The following is a 20,566-nucleotide window of genomic DNA, read 5'->3' as shown; positions in this document are numbered from 1 at the left end:
TTGTGATGTTCGGATCAGGGAAAGCGGCAGCTGACTTCGGGTTTGTCGTAGCCCAGGCTGTCCATCTCGTTGAACGGGTGCAGAAAGCCCTCCTGGGGTGAGGTGCTGACCAGCGCCCGGGGCTGGACGATGGGAATCGGTTGGCGCAACTGGCCGTTCCATGGCCGGTAGCTGAGCTTGCGACCCTTGAAACCGTCGAGGGGCAACTGGTCGCTGATTTCCAGCGTGCGGATCGCCATCGGCTCGGCCTGGCGCAATTTGCTCACGGCGCTGGCGATGCTGCGCACGGCCATCCAGGCGGCGAAATCGCGGTCATTCATCCAGCGCCCGGTCAGGGCTTCAAAGCGTTTTTGCAACTGTGCGGCGCCGTAGGTTTCCACGGTCTTGTGCCAGCCCACCGGGGTCAGGCCTTGGGTGCCGGCGACCGGGCGCGGGTACCAGGTCTGGTAGGGCACGTATTCACCGAAGTCGCCGCGCTCATCGGCCACCAGTACCACGTCGTACTCGGCGGTCTGGGTGAACAGCGGCATATCCGCCTGGGCGCTGCGGCGTTGGTCGTTATCGAAGCTCCAGGGTTTTTCCGCCACCAGTTGCAAGCCAAAGCGCTTGGCCCCGCGGCGCAGGGCGGCGGCATAGGCTTGATCGTCCGGCGTCGGGCCGACAATCAGCAGCGCCCGTTGCCATTTGCGCAACACCAGAAACTGCGCCAGCGCATCGGCGAGCATCGCCCGGCTCGGCAAGGTGTGCAGCACGTTCGGCAGACAAGCGGTGGTGCGCAGGCTGTCATCGGCACTGCCGGCGTTGAACAGCAAACTGTCGGGCAGTGCCGCACTCAATTGGCGCAGGCTGGTCGCGGGGGCATTCACCACAAACAGGCGCAGGCCTTGTTCGTGCTGAGCCTTCGCCGCTTCGAGCAAGGCTTCGGGGCTGTCGACGCTGGCGCTGACCAGGCTGTAGCCGTGGTTGAGAAAGCGCCCGGTGCTGTTGCTGTCGGTGATCGCCAGTTCGGCGCCGCGCAGCCCGGCATCGGTGGATTCGGGGATGACGTTGGACAGCAACGGGCCGGGGTCGGGGCGATAGCCCAGGTAGCCGATCCGCACCTGCAAGGGTGCATCGGCGGCCTGGCTTTGGGTGGCCAGGCCGGCGGCGCAGGCAATCGCCAGCAGGTAGATCAGGGCGTAAGGGGCAAGCTGGCGCATAAGGCTCTCCATGACCGTTAGCGCCAGCATAGGAAGCCTTTGGTGCAGTGAAAATATGCAGAAAGTACCGAAGGGCCAGTACCAAGGTAGTAGCCCGCCACACACGGCGCGGTTCTAGCATGGGTAACCACGGCCAATGATCTGGAAGGGATTGACCATGCGTATCGTCAAAGCACTGCTCCTGCCGTTTCTGCTGATCCTGACCCTGATCGGCGTCGACCGGCTCCAGGGCCCGCGTCCCGCGTCCAACGATCGCCTTACGACCAAGGGAGTAGGTGGCGACCACCAAAGCAGCATGGGGTCTGGGCGCAGGGCTTTCTAAGATGGCTGCCATAGCCTCTGCCAAGAGGTTTTGCGTGCAATCCAGAGGGCATGACAATGACAACAAAATGCAACGCCTTGCTCGTCACCGGGCTATTGGCCAGTTTGATCAGCGCAGGTTCTGTCTGGGCCCACGGCAACGTGGTCCCACAGGCCGTGGCCACCCCGGGGCTGACCCCGATCAAGGAAGCCGGTGTGCAACTCGATGCCGATGGCTGGGCCGCGGTGAACCCGTATCGCACCGCCCCGGAACACGACAAGGCAGTGGAAATCGGTGCCTCGGCCTACACCCAGAACTGCGCGGCCTGCCATGGCCTGGAGGCCAAGTCCGGCGGTATCGCCCCTGATTTGCGCATGCTCGATGTCGGCGAGGCGGGCGATGAATGGTTCGCCGAACGGGTGCGCCATGGTGCGGTGCGCGACGGTCGCGTGTACATGCCGAAGATGGCCGACTACCTGAGCCAGGAAGCCCTGTGGGCGGTGCGCACTTACCTGGACACTGTGCACGTCGAGGAGTGACCCATGCGCCTGTTCGCGGTGTTGATCAGCACTCTGTGGCTGTGCTGCCAGGCGGCGCAGGCGCAGGTTCGCAACTACGACGAAATGATCGCCGCCGGGGAGCTGAAGGTGGCGGTCTACAAGGACTTCGCCCCCTACAGTTTTGAGCGCGCCGGCAAGCCCCGGGGTGTCGATGTCGAGCTGGCCGAAGCCCTGGCCAAGGCGCTCGGCGTGCGCCTGACGCTGATCTGGGCGCCGGCCGGGGAAAAGCTCGACGACGACCTGCGCGATTACATCTGGCGTGCCAGTGCCTTGCACAACCAGCAACTGGCCGACCTGATGATGCGCGTGCCCTACGACCATGACTACGCGCAGAAGCGCAACGAGCTCGGTGAGCTGGTCAACGGCCATGTGGTGATGTTCGGTCCCTACCAGAACGAACAATGGCAGGTGGCCTATGACCGCCGAAGGCTGGACAAGGTCGCCAGCGTCGCGGTGTTCGAGCAGCACCCGATTGGTGTCGAAGTCGACAGCGTGCCGTCGTTCTACCTGACCTCGGTGTTCAACGGCATGCTGGCCGGCAAGACCCATCACTATCCGGGCGTGCCCCAGGCGTTTGCCGCTATGAAGGCCGGTGAGGTCGACGCGGTGATGGCCATGCGCGGCGAAATCGACTGGCAAGTGCACGAAGCGGCCGACCCGCAGCTGGCGCTGGCAGAAAACGCCTACCCGAACATGGGCAAGCAGCTCTGGGAAATCGGCATGGCGGTGCACGAAAGCAACCGGCAACTGGCCTATGCCGTGGAAGAGGCGCTCGAAGGCCTGATCCGCGAGGGCGCGGTGAAGACCATCTACGGCCATTACGGCCTGCAGTACGACGTGCCCGAGATGTATCAATAAGGAGCAGGCGATGAAATGGCGAGGGAGTTGTCTGTTGGCCTGCTGGTTGAGCCTGGCGGCACAGGCTGGCGCGATCGATCCCGGCAAAGACCCGGTGCCATCGGTGATGTGGGCTTTCTATCACCAGCAGTTTCTGGGCAATGCGCCGTTCGTTTTCGATGAGCGGGTCAAGCTGCTGGCGCCGCCGTTTGCCGAAGACGCCCGGCAGGTGCCGCTGGAAATCGACGCCCGGGCGTTCAAGGGCGAAGTGGTAAGTATCCTCGCCTGGGCAGAACTGAATCCGTTGCCGAAAATCGTCGACTTCCAGCCGCTGGATTCGGTTTTGCCCTGGCTGTCGTTGCGCATTCGCATCGAACAGGCCACACCCCTGCGTGCGGCGGTGTTGACCCGCGACGGGCTGTGGCATGTCGGCTCGACCCTGATTGACGCCGCAGGTGGCGGTTGCACCGCGCCGAGTGTGGTGCGCACCCAGCCGGGCTGGGAGGAACACATCGGCGAAGTGCTCGGCGGGCGCTATCCCCGGGACGGGTTCAGCCGTGTGCGTATGCAAGTGGCCCATCCCATGGACAACGGCATGGTCAGCGGCATTCCGGAATTCTTCATCAACCATGCCGAACTGCGCGACCACAACGAGCACGTGCTGGCCCGGCTGGAGCTGTTTCCGGCGGTCAGCGAAAACCCCAACCTGGCCTTTGACATCGAGGGGGCAGGGCAAACGCGTCTGTTTCTACGGGACAACAGCGGCAATGAGTTCGATGCGTCGATCCCCTGACCCCAAGGAGCGTGGCATGCGCTGGATCCTGTTGATGGTGTTAAGCGTCAGTCTGCCGGCCCTGGCCGATCTCGACTACTCACTCCAGCCCCGGCAGATCGCCCGGGACACCTGGCTGCTGGAAGGCAGCACCGATAATTTCGCCAAGGCCAATGGCGGCAACATCGTCAACACCGCGTTTATCGTCACTGAACGCGGTGTGGTGGTGATCGACACCGGGCCGTCCCGGCGTTACGGCGAAGCGATGCGCAAGGCCATTGCCGCCACCACCGACAAGCCGGTGATCGAGGTCTTGCTGACCCATCACCACCCGGACCATGTGCTGGGCAATCAGGCCTTCACCGACGTGCCGATCGGCGCCCTGGCCGGCACCACCGAACTGTTGCACCGGCAAGGCGATGCCATGGCCGAGAATATGTACCGGATGGTCGGCGACTGGATGCGTGGCACCGAAGTGGTGTTGCCGACGCAGACGCTGACACCCGGCGTGAAAAGTTTTGGGAATCACGATCTGCGTCTGCTGAGCCTGGGTGGGCATACGGGCGCGGATCTGGCTATTCTCGACCAGCAAACCGGCGTGCTGTATGCCGGGGACCTGGTGTTTTATCAGCGGGCGCTGACCACGCCCAACAGTCCGGGGCTGCCAGTGTGGCTGGCGGACATCGCGACCCTGCAAGGCTTGCCCTGGACGCAGGTCGTGCCGGGCCATGGGCCGGTGGCCAGCGATCGGCAACCCTTCGAACAGATGCGCGATTACCTGACCTGGCTCGATCAGCTCATGCGCGACGGCGCGGCCAGTGGCAGTGATATGGCCGAGATGATCCGCAGCCCCATCCCCGAACGCTTCGCCGGGATCAACCTGAGCCGTTATGAACTGATCCGCAGCGTCAGTCATCTGTACCCGCGCTATGAGCGCGAGCGGATGATGCGGGTGGATTCTGCCAGCAAATAGGCGACCACAAATCCTCTGTAGGAGCGAGCCTGCTCGCGATGGACGTTAACGATAACGCTGGCAGCCTGACACCCAGCGGTGTCCTTGAGTCCATCGCGAGCAGGCTCGCTCCTACAAAGAGGCCGGTGCCGTTCACAAAGTTTCGTGTCCATCTCCACCCACCCTGTACCAAGGAACTAGCAATCTCCTCATTGCGGGCAATTGTTGCCAGGGCGGCGGCGCCCAAGAATCTGCACCAGACCGGGAAAATTTCCGGACATAACAACAATCCGCAGAGGAAGCCGTCATGACTCAACCCGCACGTCGCCAGCCCTTCGTCCTGAGCCTGCTGCTCAGTGCCATGCTGTTGTCCGGCCAGGCATTGGCCGGGGTTTCCGACCAGGACATTCTCCAGGACCCGAAGAATCCGGAACAGGTCGTGACCAACGGCCTCGGCGTTCAAGGGCAGCGCTACAGCCCGCTGGATATTCTCAACGTCGACAACGTCAAGGAACTGCGCCCGGCCTGGGCGTTTTCCTTCGGCGGTGAAAAACAGCGGGGCCAGCAGGCGCAGCCGATGGTCAAGGACGGCGTGATGTACATGACCGGTTCCTACTCCCGGGTGTTTGCCGTGGATGCGCGCACCGGCAAGAAACTCTGGCAATACGATGCGCGCCTGCCCGATGACATCCGCCCTTGCTGCGACGTGATCAACCGTGGCGTCGCGCTGTATGGCGACCTGGTGATTTTCGGCACCCTCGACGCCAAGCTCGTGGCGCTGAACAAGGACACCGGCAAGGTGGTGTGGAGCAAGAAAGTCGCCGACCACAAGGAAGGCTACTCGATCAGTGCCGCGCCGCTGGTGATCAATGGCAAGCTGATTACCGGCGTGGCCGGTGGCGAGTTCGGGGTGGTGGGCAAGATCGAGGCCTACGACCCGAAAAACGGTGATCTGCTGTGGACCCGTCCGACGGTCGAAGGCCATATGGGCTATGTCTACAAGGACGGCAAAGCCGTGGAGAACGGCATCTCCGGCGGCGAGGCGGGCAAGACCTGGCCGGGCGATCTGTGGAAAACCGGCGGTGCAGCCCCCTGGCTTGGCGGTTATTACGACCCGGAAACCAACCTGCTGCTGTTCGGTACCGGCAACCCGGCGCCGTGGAACTCGCACCTGCGCCCTGGCGACAACCTTTACTCCTCGTCGCGCCTGGCGCTCAACCCGGATGACGGCACCATCAAATGGCACTTCCAGAGCACGCCCCACGACGGTTGGGACTACGACGGGGTGAACGAGCTGGTGTCGTTCAACTACAACGAAGGCGGCAAGGAGATCAAGGCGGCGGCCACGGCTGACCGTAACGGTTTCTTCTACGTGCTGGATCGTACCAACGGCAAATTCATCCGTGGCTTCCCGTTCGTGGACAAGATCACCTGGGCCACCGGCCTGGATAAGGACGGCCGGCCGATCTACAACGAAGCCAGCCGTCCCGGCGCCCCGGGTTCGGAAGTCAAGGGCAGCTCGGTGTTCGTGGCGCCGGCGTTCCTCGGTGCGAAAAACTGGATGCCGATGGCCTATAACCGGGACACCGGGTTGTTCTATGTGCCGTCCAACGAATGGGGTATGGACATCTGGAACGAAGGCATCGCCTACAAGAAAGGCGCGGCGTTCCTCGGCGCCGGCTTCACCATCAAGCCGTTGAACGAAGACTACATCGGCGTGCTGCGGGCCATCGATCCGAAAACCGGCAAGGAAGTCTGGCGTCACAAGAACTACGCGCCGCTGTGGGGCGGTGTGCTGACCACCAAGGGCAACCTGGTGTTCACCGGCACGCCTGAAGGCTTCCTGCAGGCGTTCAACGCCAAGACCGGCGAAAAGGTCTGGGAATTCCAGACCGGCTCCGGCGTGCTCGGCTCGCCCGTGACCTGGGAAATGGACGGCGAACAGTACGTCTCGGTGCTCTCCGGCTGGGGCGGCGCGGTACCGCTGTGGGGCGGCGAAGTGGCCAAGCGGGTGAAGGACTTCAATCAGGGCGGCATGCTCTGGACCTTCAAGCTGCCCAAGGATCTTGTAGCCAAGCATTAAACCTGTAGGAGCGAGCCTGCTCGCGATGGTCGTCAACGATAACGCTGGAAACCTGATACCTCGCGGCGTTCTCGGGCTCATCGCGAGCAGGCTCGCTCCTACAGTGATCCGTGTGAAACCTACGACCAAATAACGAGAGCCCCTCCTGCCAACGACGCATTCGTCTGGCACGCGGGGCTCTCTAGTATCGGCTCATCGCCTGTCAATACGACAGGCATCGACCCAGACAGAGGCCCACCATGATCTACGCACAACCCGGAACCCCCGGCGCCGTCATTACCTTCAAGCCGCGCTACGGCAACTTCATCGGTGGCGAGTTCGTTGCCCCGATCAATGGCGAGTACTTCACCAACACCTCGCCGGTCAACGGTGAAGTGATCGCCGAGTTCCCGCGCTCCAGCGCCGCCGACATCGACAAGGCCCTCGACGCCGCCCATGCCGCTGCCGACGCCTGGGGCAAGACCTCGGCCCAGGACCGCTCCCTGGTGCTGCTGAAAATCGCCGACCGCATCGAGCAGAACCTTGAGGTCCTGGCCGTCACCGAAACCTGGGACAACGGCAAGGCCGTGCGCGAAACCCTGAACGCCGACGTACCGCTGGCGGCCGACCACTTCCGTTACTTCGCCGGCTGCATCCGTGCCCAGGAAGGCGGGGCTGCCGAGATCAACGAGCTGACCACGGCCTATCACTTCCATGAGCCCCTGGGCGTGGTCGGGCAGATCATTCCGTGGAACTTCCCGCTGCTGATGGCCGCCTGGAAACTCGCCCCGGCGCTCGCCGCCGGCAACTGCATCGTGCTCAAGCCTGCCGAGCAAACGCCGCTGTCGATCATGGTGTTCGCCGAGCTGATCGCCGACCTGCTGCCCGCGGGCGTGCTGAACATCGTCCAGGGCTTCGGTCGCGAAGCCGGCGAGGCCCTGGCCACCAGCAAGCGCATCGCCAAGATCGCCTTCACCGGTTCGACCCCGGTGGGCGCGCACATCATGCATTGCGCCGCCGAGAACATCATCCCGAGCACCGTCGAACTGGGCGGCAAGTCGCCGAACATCTTCTTCGAAGACATCATGAACGCGGAACCGGCGTTCATCGAAAAAGCCGCCGAAGGCCTGGTGCTGGCGTTCTTCAACCAGGGCGAAGTCTGCACCTGTCCGTCCCGGGCGCTGGTGCAGGAGTCGATCTACGAGCCGTTCATGGCCGAGGTGATGAAGAAGATCGCCAGGATCAAGCGCGGCAACCCGCTGGACACCGACACCATGGTCGGCGCCCAGGCGTCCGAGCAGCAATACGACAAGATCCTCTCGTACCTGACCATTGCCCAGGAGGAGGGCGCCGAGCTGCTCACCGGCGGCGCGGCCGAACGCCTGGAGGGCGACCTGTCCAGCGGTTACTACATCCAGCCGACCCTGCTCAAGGGCCACAACAAGATGCGCGTGTTCCAGGAAGAAATCTTCGGTCCGGTGGTGGGTGTCACCACCTTCAAGGACGAAGCCGAAGCCCTGGCGATTGCCAACGACAGCGAGTTCGGCCTCGGCGCCGGCCTGTGGACCCGCGACATCAACCGCGCCTATCGCATGGGCCGGGCGATCAAGGCCGGACGGGTGTGGACCAACTGCTACCACCTGTACCCGGCGCATGCGGCGTTCGGCGGGTACAAGAAGTCCGGCGTCGGCCGGGAAAACCACAAGATGATGCTCGATCACTATCAGCAGACGAAAAACCTGCTGGTGAGCTACGACATCAATCCGCTGGGGTTCTTCTAACCCACTGAATGCACACAATCCCTGTAGGAGCTGCCGAAGGCTGCGATCTTTTGATCTTGGAATTCACAATCAAAAGATCGCAGCCTTCGGCAGCTCCTACAGGGGTTTGTGTGTGTTTCATGTATACGGTTACCCCCCCCTACCAAATCACCCCCGAACCTCCTTCGAAAGTAGCATTCGGCCCCCCGACCCACCGTGTATTAATGGTTCTACCGGAATCACCCGGCACAAGAAGAGGAATGACCCATGTGGACTAAACCCGCGTTTACCGATCTGCGCATTGGCTTCGAAGTGACGATGTATTTCGCCAACCGTTGAATGATCACCCGGCCAGCCGATGGGTTGGCCGGACCTGCCTCCTGGAGCATCCGCCATGCACATCCGCGTTCTCGGTTCCGCCGCTGGCGGTGGTTTTCCTCAGTGGAACTGCAACTGCCGCCAGTGCGCCGGTGTGCGCAATGGCAGCCTGCGGGCCCAGCGCCGTACGCAGTCGTCGATTGCCTTGAGTGACGACGGTGTGGAGTGGGTGCTGTGCAACGCGTCACCGGACATTCGCGCGCAACTCGAAAGTTTTGCACCACTGCAACCGGCGCGGCGCCTGCGTGACAGCGCCATCGCCGGTATCGTGCTGCTGGACAGCCAGATCGACCATTGCACCGGTTTGCTCAGCTTGCGCGAAGGCTGCCCCCATGACGTCTGGTGCACCGAGCGTGTGCATCAGGACCTGAGCAGCGGTTTCCCGCTGTTCACCATGCTCGGACACTGGAACGGCGGACTGCACTGGCAACCGGTCGGCCTCGATCGCCAGCCGTTCGGCATCCCGGCCTGCGGGCATTTGCAATTTCGCGCGATTCCCCTGGTGAGCAACGCGCCGCCGTATTCGCCCAATCGCGGCAACCCGCAACCGGGCGACACCATTGGCCTGTTCGTTGAAGACCTGCGCAGCGGCGCGTCGCTGTTCTATGCGCCGGGCCTTGGCCGAATCGACGATGAAGTGCTGGGCTGGATGCAGCGTGCCGATTGCCTGCTGCTGGACGGCACCCTGTGGCGCGACGACGAGATGCGTCGGTGCGAAGTCGGCCAGAGCCTGGGCAGCGAAATGGGGCACCTCCCACAAAGCGGCCCCGGCGGGATGCTGGACGTGCTGGAGGGTTTCAACCGCCAGCGCAAGGTGCTGATCCACATCAACAACACCAATCCCATTCTCGATGAAGACTCGGCCGAGCGGGCTTTGCTGGAGCGGCGGGGGATCGAAGTGGCATACGACGGCATGAGTATTGAGCTGTAGCCGACGGCCTCTTCGCGGGTAAGCCCGCTCCCACAGGGTTTGGCAGTGTCCACAAAACCCGTGGGAGCGGGCTTGCCCGCGAAGAGGCCGGATCAGACACCGAAGATTCCCCGGAGACCCGCAATGACCGACACCCCCCTGTCCCCCAGCGAATTCGAAGCCGCCCTGCGCGCCAAGGGCGCCTACTACCACATCCACCATCCTTTCCATCAAGCCATGTACGCCGGCCGCGCCAGCCGCGAGCAGATCCAGGGCTGGGTCGCCAATCGCTTCTACTATCAGATCAACATTCCCCTGAAGGACGCCGCGATTCTCGCCAACTGCCCGGACCGCGACGTGCGCCGCGAGTGGCTGCAACGGATCCTCGACCACGACGGCGCCCCCGGCAGCGAGGGCGGAATCGAAGCCTGGCTGCGCCTGGGCGAAGCCGTGGGTCTGGATCGCGAGCAGATCCTCTCCCAGGAGCTGGTGCTGCCCGGCGTGCGTTTCGCGGTGGACGCCTACGTCAATTTCGCCCGTCGCGCCTGCTGGCAGGAAGCGGCCAGCAGTTCGCTGACCGAACTCTTTGCCCCACAGATCCACCAGTCGCGACTCGATGCCTGGCCGACCCATTACCCGTGGATAGACGTCGCCGGCTACGACTATTTCCGCACGCGCCTGAGCCAGGCGCGGCGCGATGTCGAGCATGGGTTGCGCATCACCCTGGCGCACTACGTGACGGCCGAGGGGCAACAACGCATGCTGGAGATCCTGCAGTTCAAGCTCGACGTGCTGTGGAGCATGCTCGATGCCATGAGCATGGCCTACGAACTTGCGCGCCCGCCGTATCACACGGTTACCGGCGACAATGTCTGGCACCGGGGGATCGCCCTGTGAGCCTGATCGACCGCCAGCAGTCACCGGCCTTGCGTCGCGGTTTTCGTCTGCAATGGGAGCCCCGTCAGGACTGCCATGTGCTGCTGTACCCCGAAGGCATGATCAAGCTCAACGCCAGTGCCGGGCAGATTCTCGACCTGGTGGATGGCCAGCGCAGTGTGGCGGCGATCATTGAGCGATTGAGCGCGAATTTCCCCGGCGTGCCCGGGATCGACGAAGACGTGCTGGCGTTCCTGGAGGTGGCCCATGCGCAATTCTGGATCGAGTGAGACGCTGCCCGGACCGCCGTTGTGGCTGCTAGCCGAGCTGACTTACCGCTGCCCGTTGCAGTGCCCCTATTGCTCCAATCCGTTGGACTTTGCCCGGCACGGCGAGGAACTGAGCACACAAGAATGGATTCGCGTATTCCGCGAAGCGCGGGACATGGGCGCCGCGCAATTGGGCTTTTCCGGTGGTGAGCCGCTGGTGCGCCAGGACCTCGCCGAACTGATCAAGGCCGCCCGGGACATGGGCTACTACACCAATCTGATCACCTCCGGCATCGGCCTGACCGAGCAGAAGGTGCGCGACTTCAAGGTGGCCGGGCTGGACCATATCCAGATCAGCTTCCAGGCTGCCGACGAAGCGGTGAACAACATGCTCGCCGGTTCGCGCAAGGCCTTTGCCCAGAAACTCGCCATGGCCCGTGCGGTGAAAGCCCAGGGCTATCCGATGGTGCTGAACTTCGTCACCCATCGGCACAACATCGACCGGATCGCGCAGATCATCGAGCTGTGCCTGGAGCTGGAAGCGGACTTTGTCGAATTGGCCACCTGCCAGTTCTACGGCTGGGCTGAACTCAATCGCGTCGGCCTGCTGCCCACTCGCGAGCAATTGCAGCGCGCCGAGCGCATCACTAACCAATACCGCGAACGCCTTGAAGCCCAGGGCCACCCGTGCAAGCTGATCTTCGTCACCCCGGACTACTACGAGGAACGCCCCAAGACCTGCATGAACGGCTGGGCCAACCTGTTTCTCGACATCACCCCCGACGGCACGGCCTTGCCTTGCCACAGCGCCCGGCAGTTGCCGGTAGCGTTTCCCAACGTGCGCGAGCACAGCCTCTCGCACATCTGGAACGACTCGTTCGGCTTCAATCGTTTTCGCGGCGACGACTGGATGAAGGAGCCGTGCCGCTCCTGCGACGAAAAGCACAAGGACCTGGGCGGGTGCCGCTGCCAGGCCTTCATGCTGACCGGCGATGCCGCCAATGCCGACCCGGTGTGCAGCAAGTCGCCGCACCACGGAGTGATCCTCAAGGCCCGCGAGGAAGCCGAGGCGCCGGGGCTGGGGATGGAGCATCTGACATTGCGCAACGCGAAGGCTTCGCAGCTGATCTATCGCGGCTAGTCTGGCGACACAGATCCCTTGTGGGAGCGGGCTTGCTCGCGAAAGCGGTGGGTCAGGCAATATAAATGTTGAATGTTAAGGCCTCTTTGCGAGCAAGCCCGGTCCACAGGGGATCTGCGGTGAATTCGAATGTGAGTACACTCCTGGCAGTGCTACCCATTGGTCTGATTGCATTCACAGCAGGATGGTTTAGTGTGGTTTCTACCTTCCAAAACAATAAAAACAGGCTTTCCAATGAGCCAGAGTCTCAACCAGCTGCGCAAGTTCGTTTCCCCTGAAATCATCTTCGGTGCCGGCAGCCGGCACAGTGTCGGCAATTACGCCAAGACCTTTGGTGCACGCAAGGTCCTGGTGGTCAGTGACCCCGGCGTGATCGCCGCCGGTTGGGTCGCCGATGTCGAGGCCAGCCTGCAGGCGCTGGGCATCGAGTACTGCCTGTACAGCGATGTCTCGCCGAACCCTCGGGTTGAAGAGGTGATGCTCGGTGCCGAGATGTACCGGGAAAACCACTGCGACGTGATCGTCGCCGTGGGTGGCGGCAGCCCGATGGACTGCGGCAAGGGCATCGGCATTGTCGTCGCCCATGGCCGCAGCATTCTCGATTTCGAGGGCGTGGACACCATCCGCGTGCCCAGCCCGCCGCTGATCCTGATTCCGACCACTGCCGGCACCTCGGCCGATGTCTCGCAATTTGTGATCATTTCCAACCAGCAGGAGCGCATGAAGTTCTCCATCGTCAGCAAGGCCGTGGTGCCGGACGTTTCGCTGATCGATCCGGAAACCACCCTGAGCATGGATCCGTTTCTGTCGGCCTGCACCGGCATCGACGCCTTGGTGCATGCCATCGAAGCCTTCGTGTCCACCGGCCACGGGCCGCTGACCGATCCTCATGCGCTGGAGGCGATGCGCCTGATCAATGGCAACCTGGTGCAGATGATCGCCAACCCGAGCGACATTGCCCTGCGCGAGAAGATCATGCTCGGCAGCATGCAGGCCGGGCTGGCGTTCTCCAACGCCATCCTGGGCGCCGTGCATGCCATGTCCCACAGCCTCGGTGGCTTTCTCGACCTGCCCCACGGCCTGTGCAACGCGGTACTCGTCGAGCATGTGGTGGCGTTCAATTACAACTCGGCGCCGGAGCGCTTCAAGGTAATCGCCGAGACGTTCGGCATCGACTGCCGGGGCCTGAATCACCGGCAGATCTGCGGGCGCCTGGTCGAACACCTGATCGCCCTCAAGCACGCCATCGGCTTTCACGAAACCCTCGGTTTGCATGGCGTGCGGACCTCGGACATTCCGTTCCTGTCGCAGCATGCGATGCACGATCCGTGCATCCTGACCAACCCGCGCGAATCCAGCCAGCGCGATGTCGAGGTCGTCTATGGCGAAGCCCTCTGACGAGCAACAACGGGCCCTGACCGGGCTGCTGGGGCTGGGTAGCCATTCGGCGCGCAAGAGTCATTACCCGGAACTGGCCGCGCGCCTGGATGATCTGGAAGCCGAGCGCAACCGCTACAAGTGGCTGTTCGAAAACGCGGTGCACGGGATCTTCCAGGCCAGCCTGCACGATGGCATGCGCGCCGCCAACCCGGCGCTGGCCCACATGCTCGGCTACCAGGACCCGCAGGAGGTGCTGTTCTCCCTGACTGACCTGGGCAGCACCCTGTTCGTCGACGGCGCGCAGGAACTGGAAGCCATCGGCGAAATCCTCAGGCACCAGCGCAGCCTTCACGGCTATGAAACCCGCTTGCGACGCAAGGATGGCAGTCACCTGGATGTGTTGATGAACTTGCTGCTCAAGCCCGGCCAGGAAGGCCTGGTGGAAGGGTTCGTCTCCGATATCACCGAGCGCAAGCTGGCCCAGCGACGCCTGCAGCAACTCAATGACGAACTGGAGCAGCGCGTCGTCGCGCGCACCGATGAATTGCTCGAAGCCAACCGTAACCTTCAGCAGCAGATCACCCAGCGTAAACAGATCGCCAAGGCCTTGCGCGATGCCCGCGATGCTGCCGAGGCCGCCAACCACAGCAAGGACAAATACCTCGCCGCCGCCAGCCACGACCTGCTGCAACCGCTGAACGCCGCGCGGTTGCTGATTTCGACCTTGCGCGAACGCAAGTTGCCGGAAGCTGAACAGGTGCTGGTGGAACGCACTCACCAGGCCCTGGAAGGGGCCGAAGACCTGCTGACGGATCTGCTGGACATTTCCCGGCTCGATCAGGCCGCGGTCAAGCCGGACGTTGCGTCATACCGCCTCGACGAACTGCTGGGGCCTCTGGTGTCGGAGTTCCAGTCCGTCGCCCAGGCGGCCGGCTTGAACCTGCGGGTGCACATGGCCGATTACGCCATCAGCACCGACTTGCGCCTGATGACGCGGATCCTGCGCAACTTCCTCAGCAATGCCTGCCGCTACACCGATGACGGCAGCATCCTGCTGGCGGCAAGGCGTCGGGGCGAGATGTTGCGCCTGGAGGTCTGGGACACCGGGCGCGGCATCGCCGCCGACCGGCTCGATTCGATCTTCCTCGAGTTCAACCAACTGGACGTCGGCCGCGCCGCCGACCGCAAGGGCGTGGGCCTGGGGTTGGCGATTGTCGAGCGCATCGCCAAGATCCTTGGCTACAGGATTGGCGTTCACTCATTACCGGGGCGGGGTTCGATGTTCAGCATCGAGGTGCCGTTATCCGACGAGGTTCCATTGCCCGTGAGCCAGGCGGTGCCACAGCCGGGTACCGGCAACCCGTTGCCGGGACGCCGTTTACTGGTGATCGACAACGAAGTGAGCATTCTCCAGAGCATGGGCGCGTTGCTCGGGCAGTGGGGCTGCGAGGTTCTGGTCGCCACCGATGAAGCGGCTGCGCTGGCGGCGTCAGGCGGGCAGGCGCCGGAACTGATTCTCGCGGACTACCACCTCGATCACGGGGTGGTCGGCTGTGATGTGGTGCGACATTTGCGCGAGCATTTCCACCAGTACATTCCCGCCGTGATCATTACTGCCGACCGCACCGACCATTGTCGGCGTGCGTTGCAGCGGCTCAATGCGCCCTTGCTGAACAAACCGGTGAAGCCCGGCAAGTTGCGAGCGGTGTTGAGTCAACTGTTGGGGGCATCTGCCTGAAACGGCCGATACTGCAGGGTCAAGCCCAGTTCGATGGCTTGACCTTGCTCCAGCAAACGCAACCCCGGCCGACCGGGCAGGTGGTGCGCGTTGACCGGGTGGCTCACCGGTTCGATGCAGAAAAATTCCAGGCCCACGGGGCAGTAGAGCAGGTAGTAATCGCTGCCGGTGGCCTGGCAGTCCAGTTCGTATCCGAGGTCGGGCTGGCGGATCAGGCAGTGGCCGTTCCATTCGCAGAAGCCGTTGTCCACGAGCGATTCGGGCAATGGCTTGAGCTGCTGAAAATCCCACTCGACCGGCAATGCGCTGAGTTGCGTCGGTAGTTTTTTCTCATTGCACAACCATACCTCGCGGGCCACGGCCTGCAGTCGGGTGTGGGCGGTGCGCGGCAGATACGGATGCAGGCCCAGACCATGCCAGGCCGCGTGTTCGGCCAGATGGGTAACGCTCAATTCGATGCTCAGCTTGCCCCCGCTCAAACGGAAACGTTGCCGGGCGCGATAAGCGAAGGGGGTTGTGCTGTCGAGTTGCAGGACCACTTCATTTTCCGACCGGGAAACCACTTCCCACGCCTGCTGCCAGGCGCTGCCGTGAATCGGCAGCGGATCGGTGAGGCTGTTGGGCGCCAATGCCAGCCAGCCATCGGGGCAATCAAAGCCGCCTTCGGCGATGCGGTTGGACCAGGGCACCAAGGGAAAGCAGCCGAGCTTGCCGGGCAGGCCGGTGTTCAGGGCGTGCTCATCGGCGTGGCGCAACAAGGGCTGGCCGCTGCTGCGCACGGTCCAGTTGACGATGCTGGCGCCAATGTCGGGGGCGAGGGTGAGGCGGGTGAGGTCGTCTTCGAGTTCGAGCAGATTCATTGTTTTTCGTTCTGCGTTGGAAGGGGGGGAAAGATCGCAGCCTCGTTGCACTCGACAGCTCCTACAGGTGCAACGAGGCTGCGATCCGTCAGGACTTGAACAAAGGCTCAGGCAATCCCTTCACCCCGGGATCAAGGGCAAACACGCCACCGGCCAGCGACTGAACGTCATGGTCATCGCCGGGGCGAATCGAGGTCACGAAGAGGGTGTCCAGCCGACTGCCACCGAAGGCGCACATGCTGGGTTTTTTCACCGGAACGGCGAGGGAACGGTCGAGGCGTCCATCGGGGGTGAAACGGTGAATCAGGCCGGCATCGTTGGCGCAAATCCAGTAGCAGCCATCGGCGTCGACTGCTGCACCGTCGGGTCGACCTTCGTGCCGGTTCATGTCAACGAACACGCGGCGGTTGGAAGGGGTGCCGGTTTCGATGTCGTAGTCGAAGGCCCAGATCTGCTGGACCTGCGGATGGGAGTCGGACAGGTACATGGTGCGCCCGTCCGGGCTGAAGCCCAGGCCGTTGGGCACGATGAACCCGCTCAGCCGGGAATCGAGCGGCCCGCGTTGCCCGGCGCTGTAGCGGTACAACCTGCCGTCGGCGGCGTTGGCGCCCATGTTCAGCACCATGCTGCCGGCCCAGAAGCGTCCTTGGCGATCGCAGCGGCCGTCGTTCAGGCGCATGTCGGCGCGGGCATGGTCGACGTGGGCCAAGGGTTCACTGTCGAGACTGCCGTCGTTGCGCGGATGCAGGCGGAAGAACCCGCTTTCCATGCCGGCGACCCAGCCGCCGTCGGCATGACGCGCGATGCAAGCGAGCATTTCCGGGGTTTTCCAGGTTTCCACCTGACCGGTGTCGGCACTCCAGCACTGTAAACCGCCGACGGGAATATCGACCCAGTACAGAGCGCTTTCTTCAGGCACCCAGACCGGGCTTTCACCGACTGCGTTACGGGCGTCGACAATCAATTCAGCTTGCATGGCAACTCATTCCCTTGGCTTTTGTTGTGGGGATCAAGCGGGGCGCGAAGGTTCAGTCACCGAACGGGCCGGCTACGCAAAAGGCGCCGCCCTGATACAGCCGCGCCGGGTCATCGGCGGCAGGCATCGGCTGGGCTTCGATTTTTTCGCGGAACTGTTCGGAACTGTCCTGCGCGACAAAACCCAAGGCCGTAGCGTAGCGGTTGTCCCACCAGACGTCCTTGTTGTCGGACACGCCGTAGACCACGGTGTGGCCGACGTTCGGGGTGTACAAGGCGCGTTCGAGCAGTTGCGTCAGGTCGCCGAAACTCAGCCAGGTGCTCATCATCCGCCGGTTGTGCGGCTCGGGGAACGAGGAGCCGATGCGCACGCTGACGGTCTCGATGCCATAGCGGTCGAAGTAGAACGTGGCCATGTCCTCGCCGTAGGACTTGGACAGGCCGTAGTAGCTGTCGGGGCGGCGAGGGGAGTGGGCGTCGATGACTTCGTCCTGCCGGTAGAAGCCGATCACATGGTTGGAACTGGCGAAGATCACTCGCTTGACCCCGTGGCGGCGCGCGGCTTCGTAGATGTGGAATACGCCACAGATGTTGGCGCCGAGGATCTCTTCGAACGAGTGCTCGGTCGACACGCCGCCGAAGTGCAGGATCGCGTCCACGCCTTCGACCAGTTGATGCACCGCTTGCTTGTCGGCGAGGTCGCACGGCATCACTTCTTCGCGATCATCGATGGCGGGCGCGATGTCGGCGATGTCCGACAGGCGAATGACATTGGCGTAAGGGCGCAGGCTTTCGCGCAGGACTTTGCCGAGGCCACCGGCGGCGCCGGTCAGCAGCAGGCGGTTGAAAGGGGGGCGGGCGGTTGCTGTGGTCGTCATGGGAATCCTGGGTGCGCTGTTATTGGTTTGTTGTAGGTTGTCGTATGACTTGAGTGAAGTATCGTTAGGGTCTCCGCTGCTTGTCAACGCGGCATGGGTGGAAATTGACGGAGGGTCGTCCTGTCTTGTCCTGTCCGTCCTGTGGGAGCGAGCTTGCTCGCGATGAACCTGAGAACGCCACGGGGTATCAGGTTTCCAGGGTTATCGTTGACGACCATCGCGAGCAAGCTCGCTCCTACAGGGGGGGGATTTGATCCCGGGAGTTACAACAACGAAATCGGATAGCTGATGAAAATCCGGTTTTCATCGAATTCGTTGGTGCTGAAACTCTTGCGGATACTCGCGTTACGCCATTTCACGTTGAGGTTTTTCAGCGCACCGCTCTGCACCGTGTAGGCCAGTTCGGATTCGCGGCCCCATTCCTTGCCGTCGGTGATCGCGCCTGTGTGCACGTTGTCACCGCTGATGTAGCGGTTCATCAGGGTCAGGCCGGGAATGCCGAGGGCGACGAAGTTGTAGTCGTGGCGCACCTGCCAGGATTTCTCCCGGGCGTTGTCATAGCTGGAGTTGTAGCTGTCGTTGGCCAGGGTGCCGCCGCTGGTGCCATTGACCCGCATCCACACGTCGTCGCCGGTGAGTTTTTGCAGGCCGACATAGAAGGTGCTGCCGCCATATTTGGCCGAGAGCAGAGCAAACGCGGTCTTGTTGTCGAGGTCTCCGGCCTTGGCGCTGCCGTCTTCCTTGCCGATGAAGTAGCCCAGGTTGGCGCCCAGGGTCCAGTCGCCGACGGGCTGGCTGTGGGTCAGGTTGAAGTATTGCTGCTGGTAAATGTCGCTGAGTTCCGAGTACCAGACGCCAACCTGCGTGCGCTTTTCATTGAACGCGTATTCACCGCCGCCGAAGTTGAAACGGTCGGAGGTGAACGCCGTTTTACCGTTCATGAACATGTCTTCCATGCTCGCGTCATTGCGCGGGCTGTTTTGCTGGAATTGACCGCCATACAGCGTCAGGCCGCTGATTTCGGCGGACGTCACCTGGGCGCCCTGGAAGGTCTGCGGCAGCGAACGACCGTCGTCGGAACGCAGGATTGGCAGCACCGGCATCCATTCGCCGACCTTCAATTCGGTTTTCGAAATCTTGCCTTTGAGCGCCACGCCCAGGCGGCCGAAATTGTCGGCGGGGCGGCCGTCGTCGTGGATCGGCAACAGTTGCGTACCGCCAGTGCCCTTGCCGCCATCGAGCTTCTGCGAATACAGGCCCAGTACATCGACACCGAAACCCACGGTGCCCTGGGTGAACCCGGACCTGGCATCGAGGATGAAGTTTTGCGTCCACTCCTCAGCCTTGCCCTGGGGGTAGGCCGGGTTGATGAAATTGCGGTTGAAGTAGGCATTGCGCAGGTTCAGCGTGGCCTTGGCGTCGTCGGTGAAACCTGCGGCTTGGCCGGTGATGGGCAAGACGAGGGCCAGCCCGCTGCAGCCGATCAGGCTCAGGGTATGACGACGAGAAAGGTTTGCACGCGAAGAACGGGCGGACGAATTACGGACGAGCTTGCTCACTGTGACGCTCCCTTGTTTCTTGTTTTTATTGTTGTCATACGTCGTCGTACAACATTGGGGGCGATATTTGCGGGATTTCTCTGGGTTGTCAATCGGAAGTTATACGATGACTTGTGGCGGGTGGATTATATTTTGCGGCAGTGAGCTTCTGTGGCGAGGGGGCTTGCCCCCGTTGGGGCGCGTAGCGGCCCCTTGTGATTTTTCAAGCATACCGAGGAGTTCGCATTTACGACTGCTTCGCAGTCGAGCGGGGGCAAGCCCCCTCGCCACAAAAGGTGGGTCCCACAGGGAATGGATTGTCAGCTGGAAATCATGGGGGGCAGGGTACCCAGCAGCGAGACCGCTGCCACTGCACCAAGCCCCAGCATCCACTCCAGCATCACGCTGGTGCGCAATGCTTGCAGGCGCTGCTCGCAATCATTGATCCGCAAGCGATTGAACAAGGCCAGGCCCAGCATCGTCGCCACCAACGCAGCCTTGATCAACAGGATCAGCGCAAACCCGCTGAACAACGGCGTCGGCCAGAACGCCCCGGTGAGCACCCTTACATTGATCAGCCCGGTGATCAGCAGTCCGGCGACCAGGCCGTAACCGACACCGCTGAAACGCCGCAACATCACCTGGATCGGATGCCCAGCAGGCTGTCGCAGAATCATCACCAGCAACAACAGGCCGCCGAGCCAGGCACCCACGCAGAACAAGTGGATCAGTTGATTGAGGATCAGCAGCTGGCCTGCGCTGCCATCGAGCATGGCGCCGTGGCCGACCGGGGCCAGGGTGGCCAACAGCAGGCCGCTGAGGCTCAGGCGCAGTGCAAGGCCTGCGCGCAAGGGTGTCAGCAGCAACACCACCAACGCGAGGTTAATCAGCAAATGCCAGCGCCAGACCTGGCCGAAAAAGGTATTGCCCAGCACCAGGCCCAGGGTCGACGGATCAAAGGCCGCGTCCCAGGCCCCGGCCATGCTCGCGGTAATCAGCAACAACCAGCAGACCCCGCTGGCCAGCGCCACCACGGCCAGCCAGCGGCAGGTGCGTGCCAGGCGCTGATCCAGTGCGCTTTCGTCACTGGATAGCAAGGGCCTGAACAGCCAGGTCCCGAACAGCATCAGCACCACGATGAAATGCAGGAAGCGACACAGCACCAGCGCACTCGCCATGA

General features: G+C 62.7%; 20 protein-coding genes. 14 read left to right on the top strand and 6 right to left on the bottom strand.

From position 1 onward, the window contains the following. Window positions 1-14: 14 nt before the first annotated feature. Window positions 15-1,199: an ABC transporter substrate-binding protein gene (locus ACEN83_RS17650; protein WP_495577891.1), complete on the bottom strand. Its 1,185-nt coding sequence runs from the start codon at window positions 1,197-1,199 to the stop codon at window positions 15-17. A 157-nt stretch (window positions 1,200-1,356) separates the two neighbouring features. Here ACEN83_RS17650 and ACEN83_RS17645 point away from each other — a divergent pair, with 157 nt between their 5' ends. The 14 genes from ACEN83_RS17645 (at window position 1,357) to ACEN83_RS17580 (ending at window position 15,135) form a co-directional block, all read left to right on the top strand. Continuing rightward, window positions 1,357-1,521, top strand: a complete 165-nt coding sequence (locus ACEN83_RS17645) for a hypothetical protein (protein WP_165824819.1) — start codon at window positions 1,357-1,359, stop codon at window positions 1,519-1,521. 56 nt (window positions 1,522-1,577) lie between these two features. Further along, complete coding sequence (gene pedF, locus ACEN83_RS17640; RefSeq protein WP_104447415.1) at window positions 1,578-2,039, top strand: cytochrome c-550 PedF; 462 nt, start codon at window positions 1,578-1,580, stop codon at window positions 2,037-2,039. A 3-nt stretch (window positions 2,040-2,042) separates the two neighbouring features. Continuing rightward, window positions 2,043-2,918, top strand: a complete 876-nt coding sequence (locus ACEN83_RS17635; RefSeq protein WP_495577890.1) for a substrate-binding periplasmic protein — start codon at window positions 2,043-2,045, stop codon at window positions 2,916-2,918. A 10-nt stretch (window positions 2,919-2,928) separates the two neighbouring features. Further along, entirely contained in the window at window positions 2,929-3,690 is a 762-nt protein-coding gene (locus tag ACEN83_RS17630; protein ID WP_495577889.1) for a quinoprotein dehydrogenase-associated SoxYZ-like carrier, read from the top strand. A gap of 16 nt (window positions 3,691-3,706) precedes the next feature. Beyond that, a complete protein-coding gene (locus ACEN83_RS17625; protein WP_495577888.1) occupies window positions 3,707-4,642 on the top strand; it encodes a quinoprotein relay system zinc metallohydrolase 1 in 936 nt (311 codons plus the stop codon). A 286-nt stretch (window positions 4,643-4,928) separates the two neighbouring features. Then, window positions 4,929-6,704 (top strand): PQQ-dependent methanol/ethanol family dehydrogenase, encoded by a 1,776-nt coding sequence (locus tag ACEN83_RS17620; protein ID WP_102701835.1) that lies wholly within the window; start codon window positions 4,929-4,931, stop codon window positions 6,702-6,704. Window positions 6,705-6,943: 239 nt separating this feature from the next. After that, window positions 6,944-8,464 carry an acetaldehyde dehydrogenase ExaC gene (gene exaC, locus ACEN83_RS17615; protein WP_102701836.1) on the top strand — a complete coding sequence of 507 codons (1,521 nt, stop codon included), beginning with the start codon at window positions 6,944-6,946 and terminating at the stop codon, window positions 8,462-8,464. 246 nt (window positions 8,465-8,710) lie between these two features. Continuing rightward, complete coding sequence (gene pqqA, locus ACEN83_RS17610) at window positions 8,711-8,782, top strand: pyrroloquinoline quinone precursor peptide PqqA (RefSeq protein ID WP_003253598.1); 72 nt, start codon at window positions 8,711-8,713, stop codon at window positions 8,780-8,782. Between the two features lie 55 nt (window positions 8,783-8,837). Then, the gene (gene pqqB / locus ACEN83_RS17605; protein WP_495577887.1) at window positions 8,838-9,752 is read left to right on the top strand and encodes a pyrroloquinoline quinone biosynthesis protein PqqB; all 915 of its coding nucleotides are present in this window, start codon (window positions 8,838-8,840) and stop codon (window positions 9,750-9,752) included. Between the two features lie 123 nt (window positions 9,753-9,875). Further along, entirely contained in the window at window positions 9,876-10,628 is a 753-nt protein-coding gene (gene pqqC / locus ACEN83_RS17600; RefSeq protein WP_495577886.1) for a pyrroloquinoline-quinone synthase PqqC, read from the top strand. Beyond that, window positions 10,625-10,897 carry a pyrroloquinoline quinone biosynthesis peptide chaperone PqqD gene (gene pqqD, locus ACEN83_RS17595; protein WP_007972043.1) on the top strand — a complete coding sequence of 91 codons (273 nt, stop codon included), beginning with the start codon at window positions 10,625-10,627 and terminating at the stop codon, window positions 10,895-10,897. The genes pqqC and pqqD overlap by 4 nt, the downstream gene beginning before the upstream one ends. Continuing rightward, window positions 10,875-12,017, top strand: coding sequence for a pyrroloquinoline quinone biosynthesis protein PqqE (pqqE, locus tag ACEN83_RS17590; RefSeq protein WP_495577885.1), 1,143 nt, complete (start codon window positions 10,875-10,877; stop codon window positions 12,015-12,017). Before pqqD ends, pqqE begins: the two co-directional genes overlap by 23 nt. Before the next feature lie 234 nt (window positions 12,018-12,251). After that, window positions 12,252-13,415: an alcohol dehydrogenase-like regulatory protein ErcA gene (ercA, locus tag ACEN83_RS17585; RefSeq protein ID WP_007972176.1), complete on the top strand. Its 1,164-nt coding sequence runs from the start codon at window positions 12,252-12,254 to the stop codon at window positions 13,413-13,415. Beyond that, window positions 13,399-15,135 (top strand): PAS domain-containing hybrid sensor histidine kinase/response regulator, encoded by a 1,737-nt coding sequence (locus ACEN83_RS17580; protein ID WP_495577884.1) that lies wholly within the window; start codon window positions 13,399-13,401, stop codon window positions 15,133-15,135. The genes ercA and ACEN83_RS17580 overlap by 17 nt, the downstream gene beginning before the upstream one ends. Here the strand turns inward: ACEN83_RS17580 and ACEN83_RS17575 are convergent. The 5 genes from ACEN83_RS17575 to copD form a co-directional block, all read right to left on the bottom strand. Beyond that, complete coding sequence (locus ACEN83_RS17575) at window positions 15,111-15,995, bottom strand: aldose 1-epimerase (protein ID WP_495577883.1); 885 nt, start codon at window positions 15,993-15,995, stop codon at window positions 15,111-15,113. The genes ACEN83_RS17580 and ACEN83_RS17575 overlap by 25 nt on opposite strands. Window positions 15,996-16,083: 88 nt before the next feature. Next, window positions 16,084-16,971, bottom strand: a complete 888-nt coding sequence (locus tag ACEN83_RS17570) for an SMP-30/gluconolactonase/LRE family protein (RefSeq protein WP_495577882.1) — start codon at window positions 16,969-16,971, stop codon at window positions 16,084-16,086. A gap of 52 nt (window positions 16,972-17,023) precedes the next feature. Next, complete coding sequence (locus ACEN83_RS17565) at window positions 17,024-17,848, bottom strand: NAD-dependent epimerase/dehydratase family protein (protein ID WP_007972168.1); 825 nt, start codon at window positions 17,846-17,848, stop codon at window positions 17,024-17,026. A 263-nt stretch (window positions 17,849-18,111) separates the two neighbouring features. Then, window positions 18,112-19,407: an OprD family porin gene (locus tag ACEN83_RS17560; protein WP_495577881.1), complete on the bottom strand. Its 1,296-nt coding sequence runs from the start codon at window positions 19,405-19,407 to the stop codon at window positions 18,112-18,114. Between the two features lie 299 nt (window positions 19,408-19,706). Next, window positions 19,707-20,564, bottom strand: coding sequence for a copper homeostasis membrane protein CopD (gene copD, locus ACEN83_RS17555; RefSeq protein ID WP_495577880.1), 858 nt, complete (start codon window positions 20,562-20,564; stop codon window positions 19,707-19,709). Window positions 20,565-20,566: the final 2 nt, after the last annotated feature.

The organism is Pseudomonas sp. Pseusp49, assembly GCF_059491875.1.
This window is presented reverse-complemented; position numbering and strand designations above follow the sequence as displayed.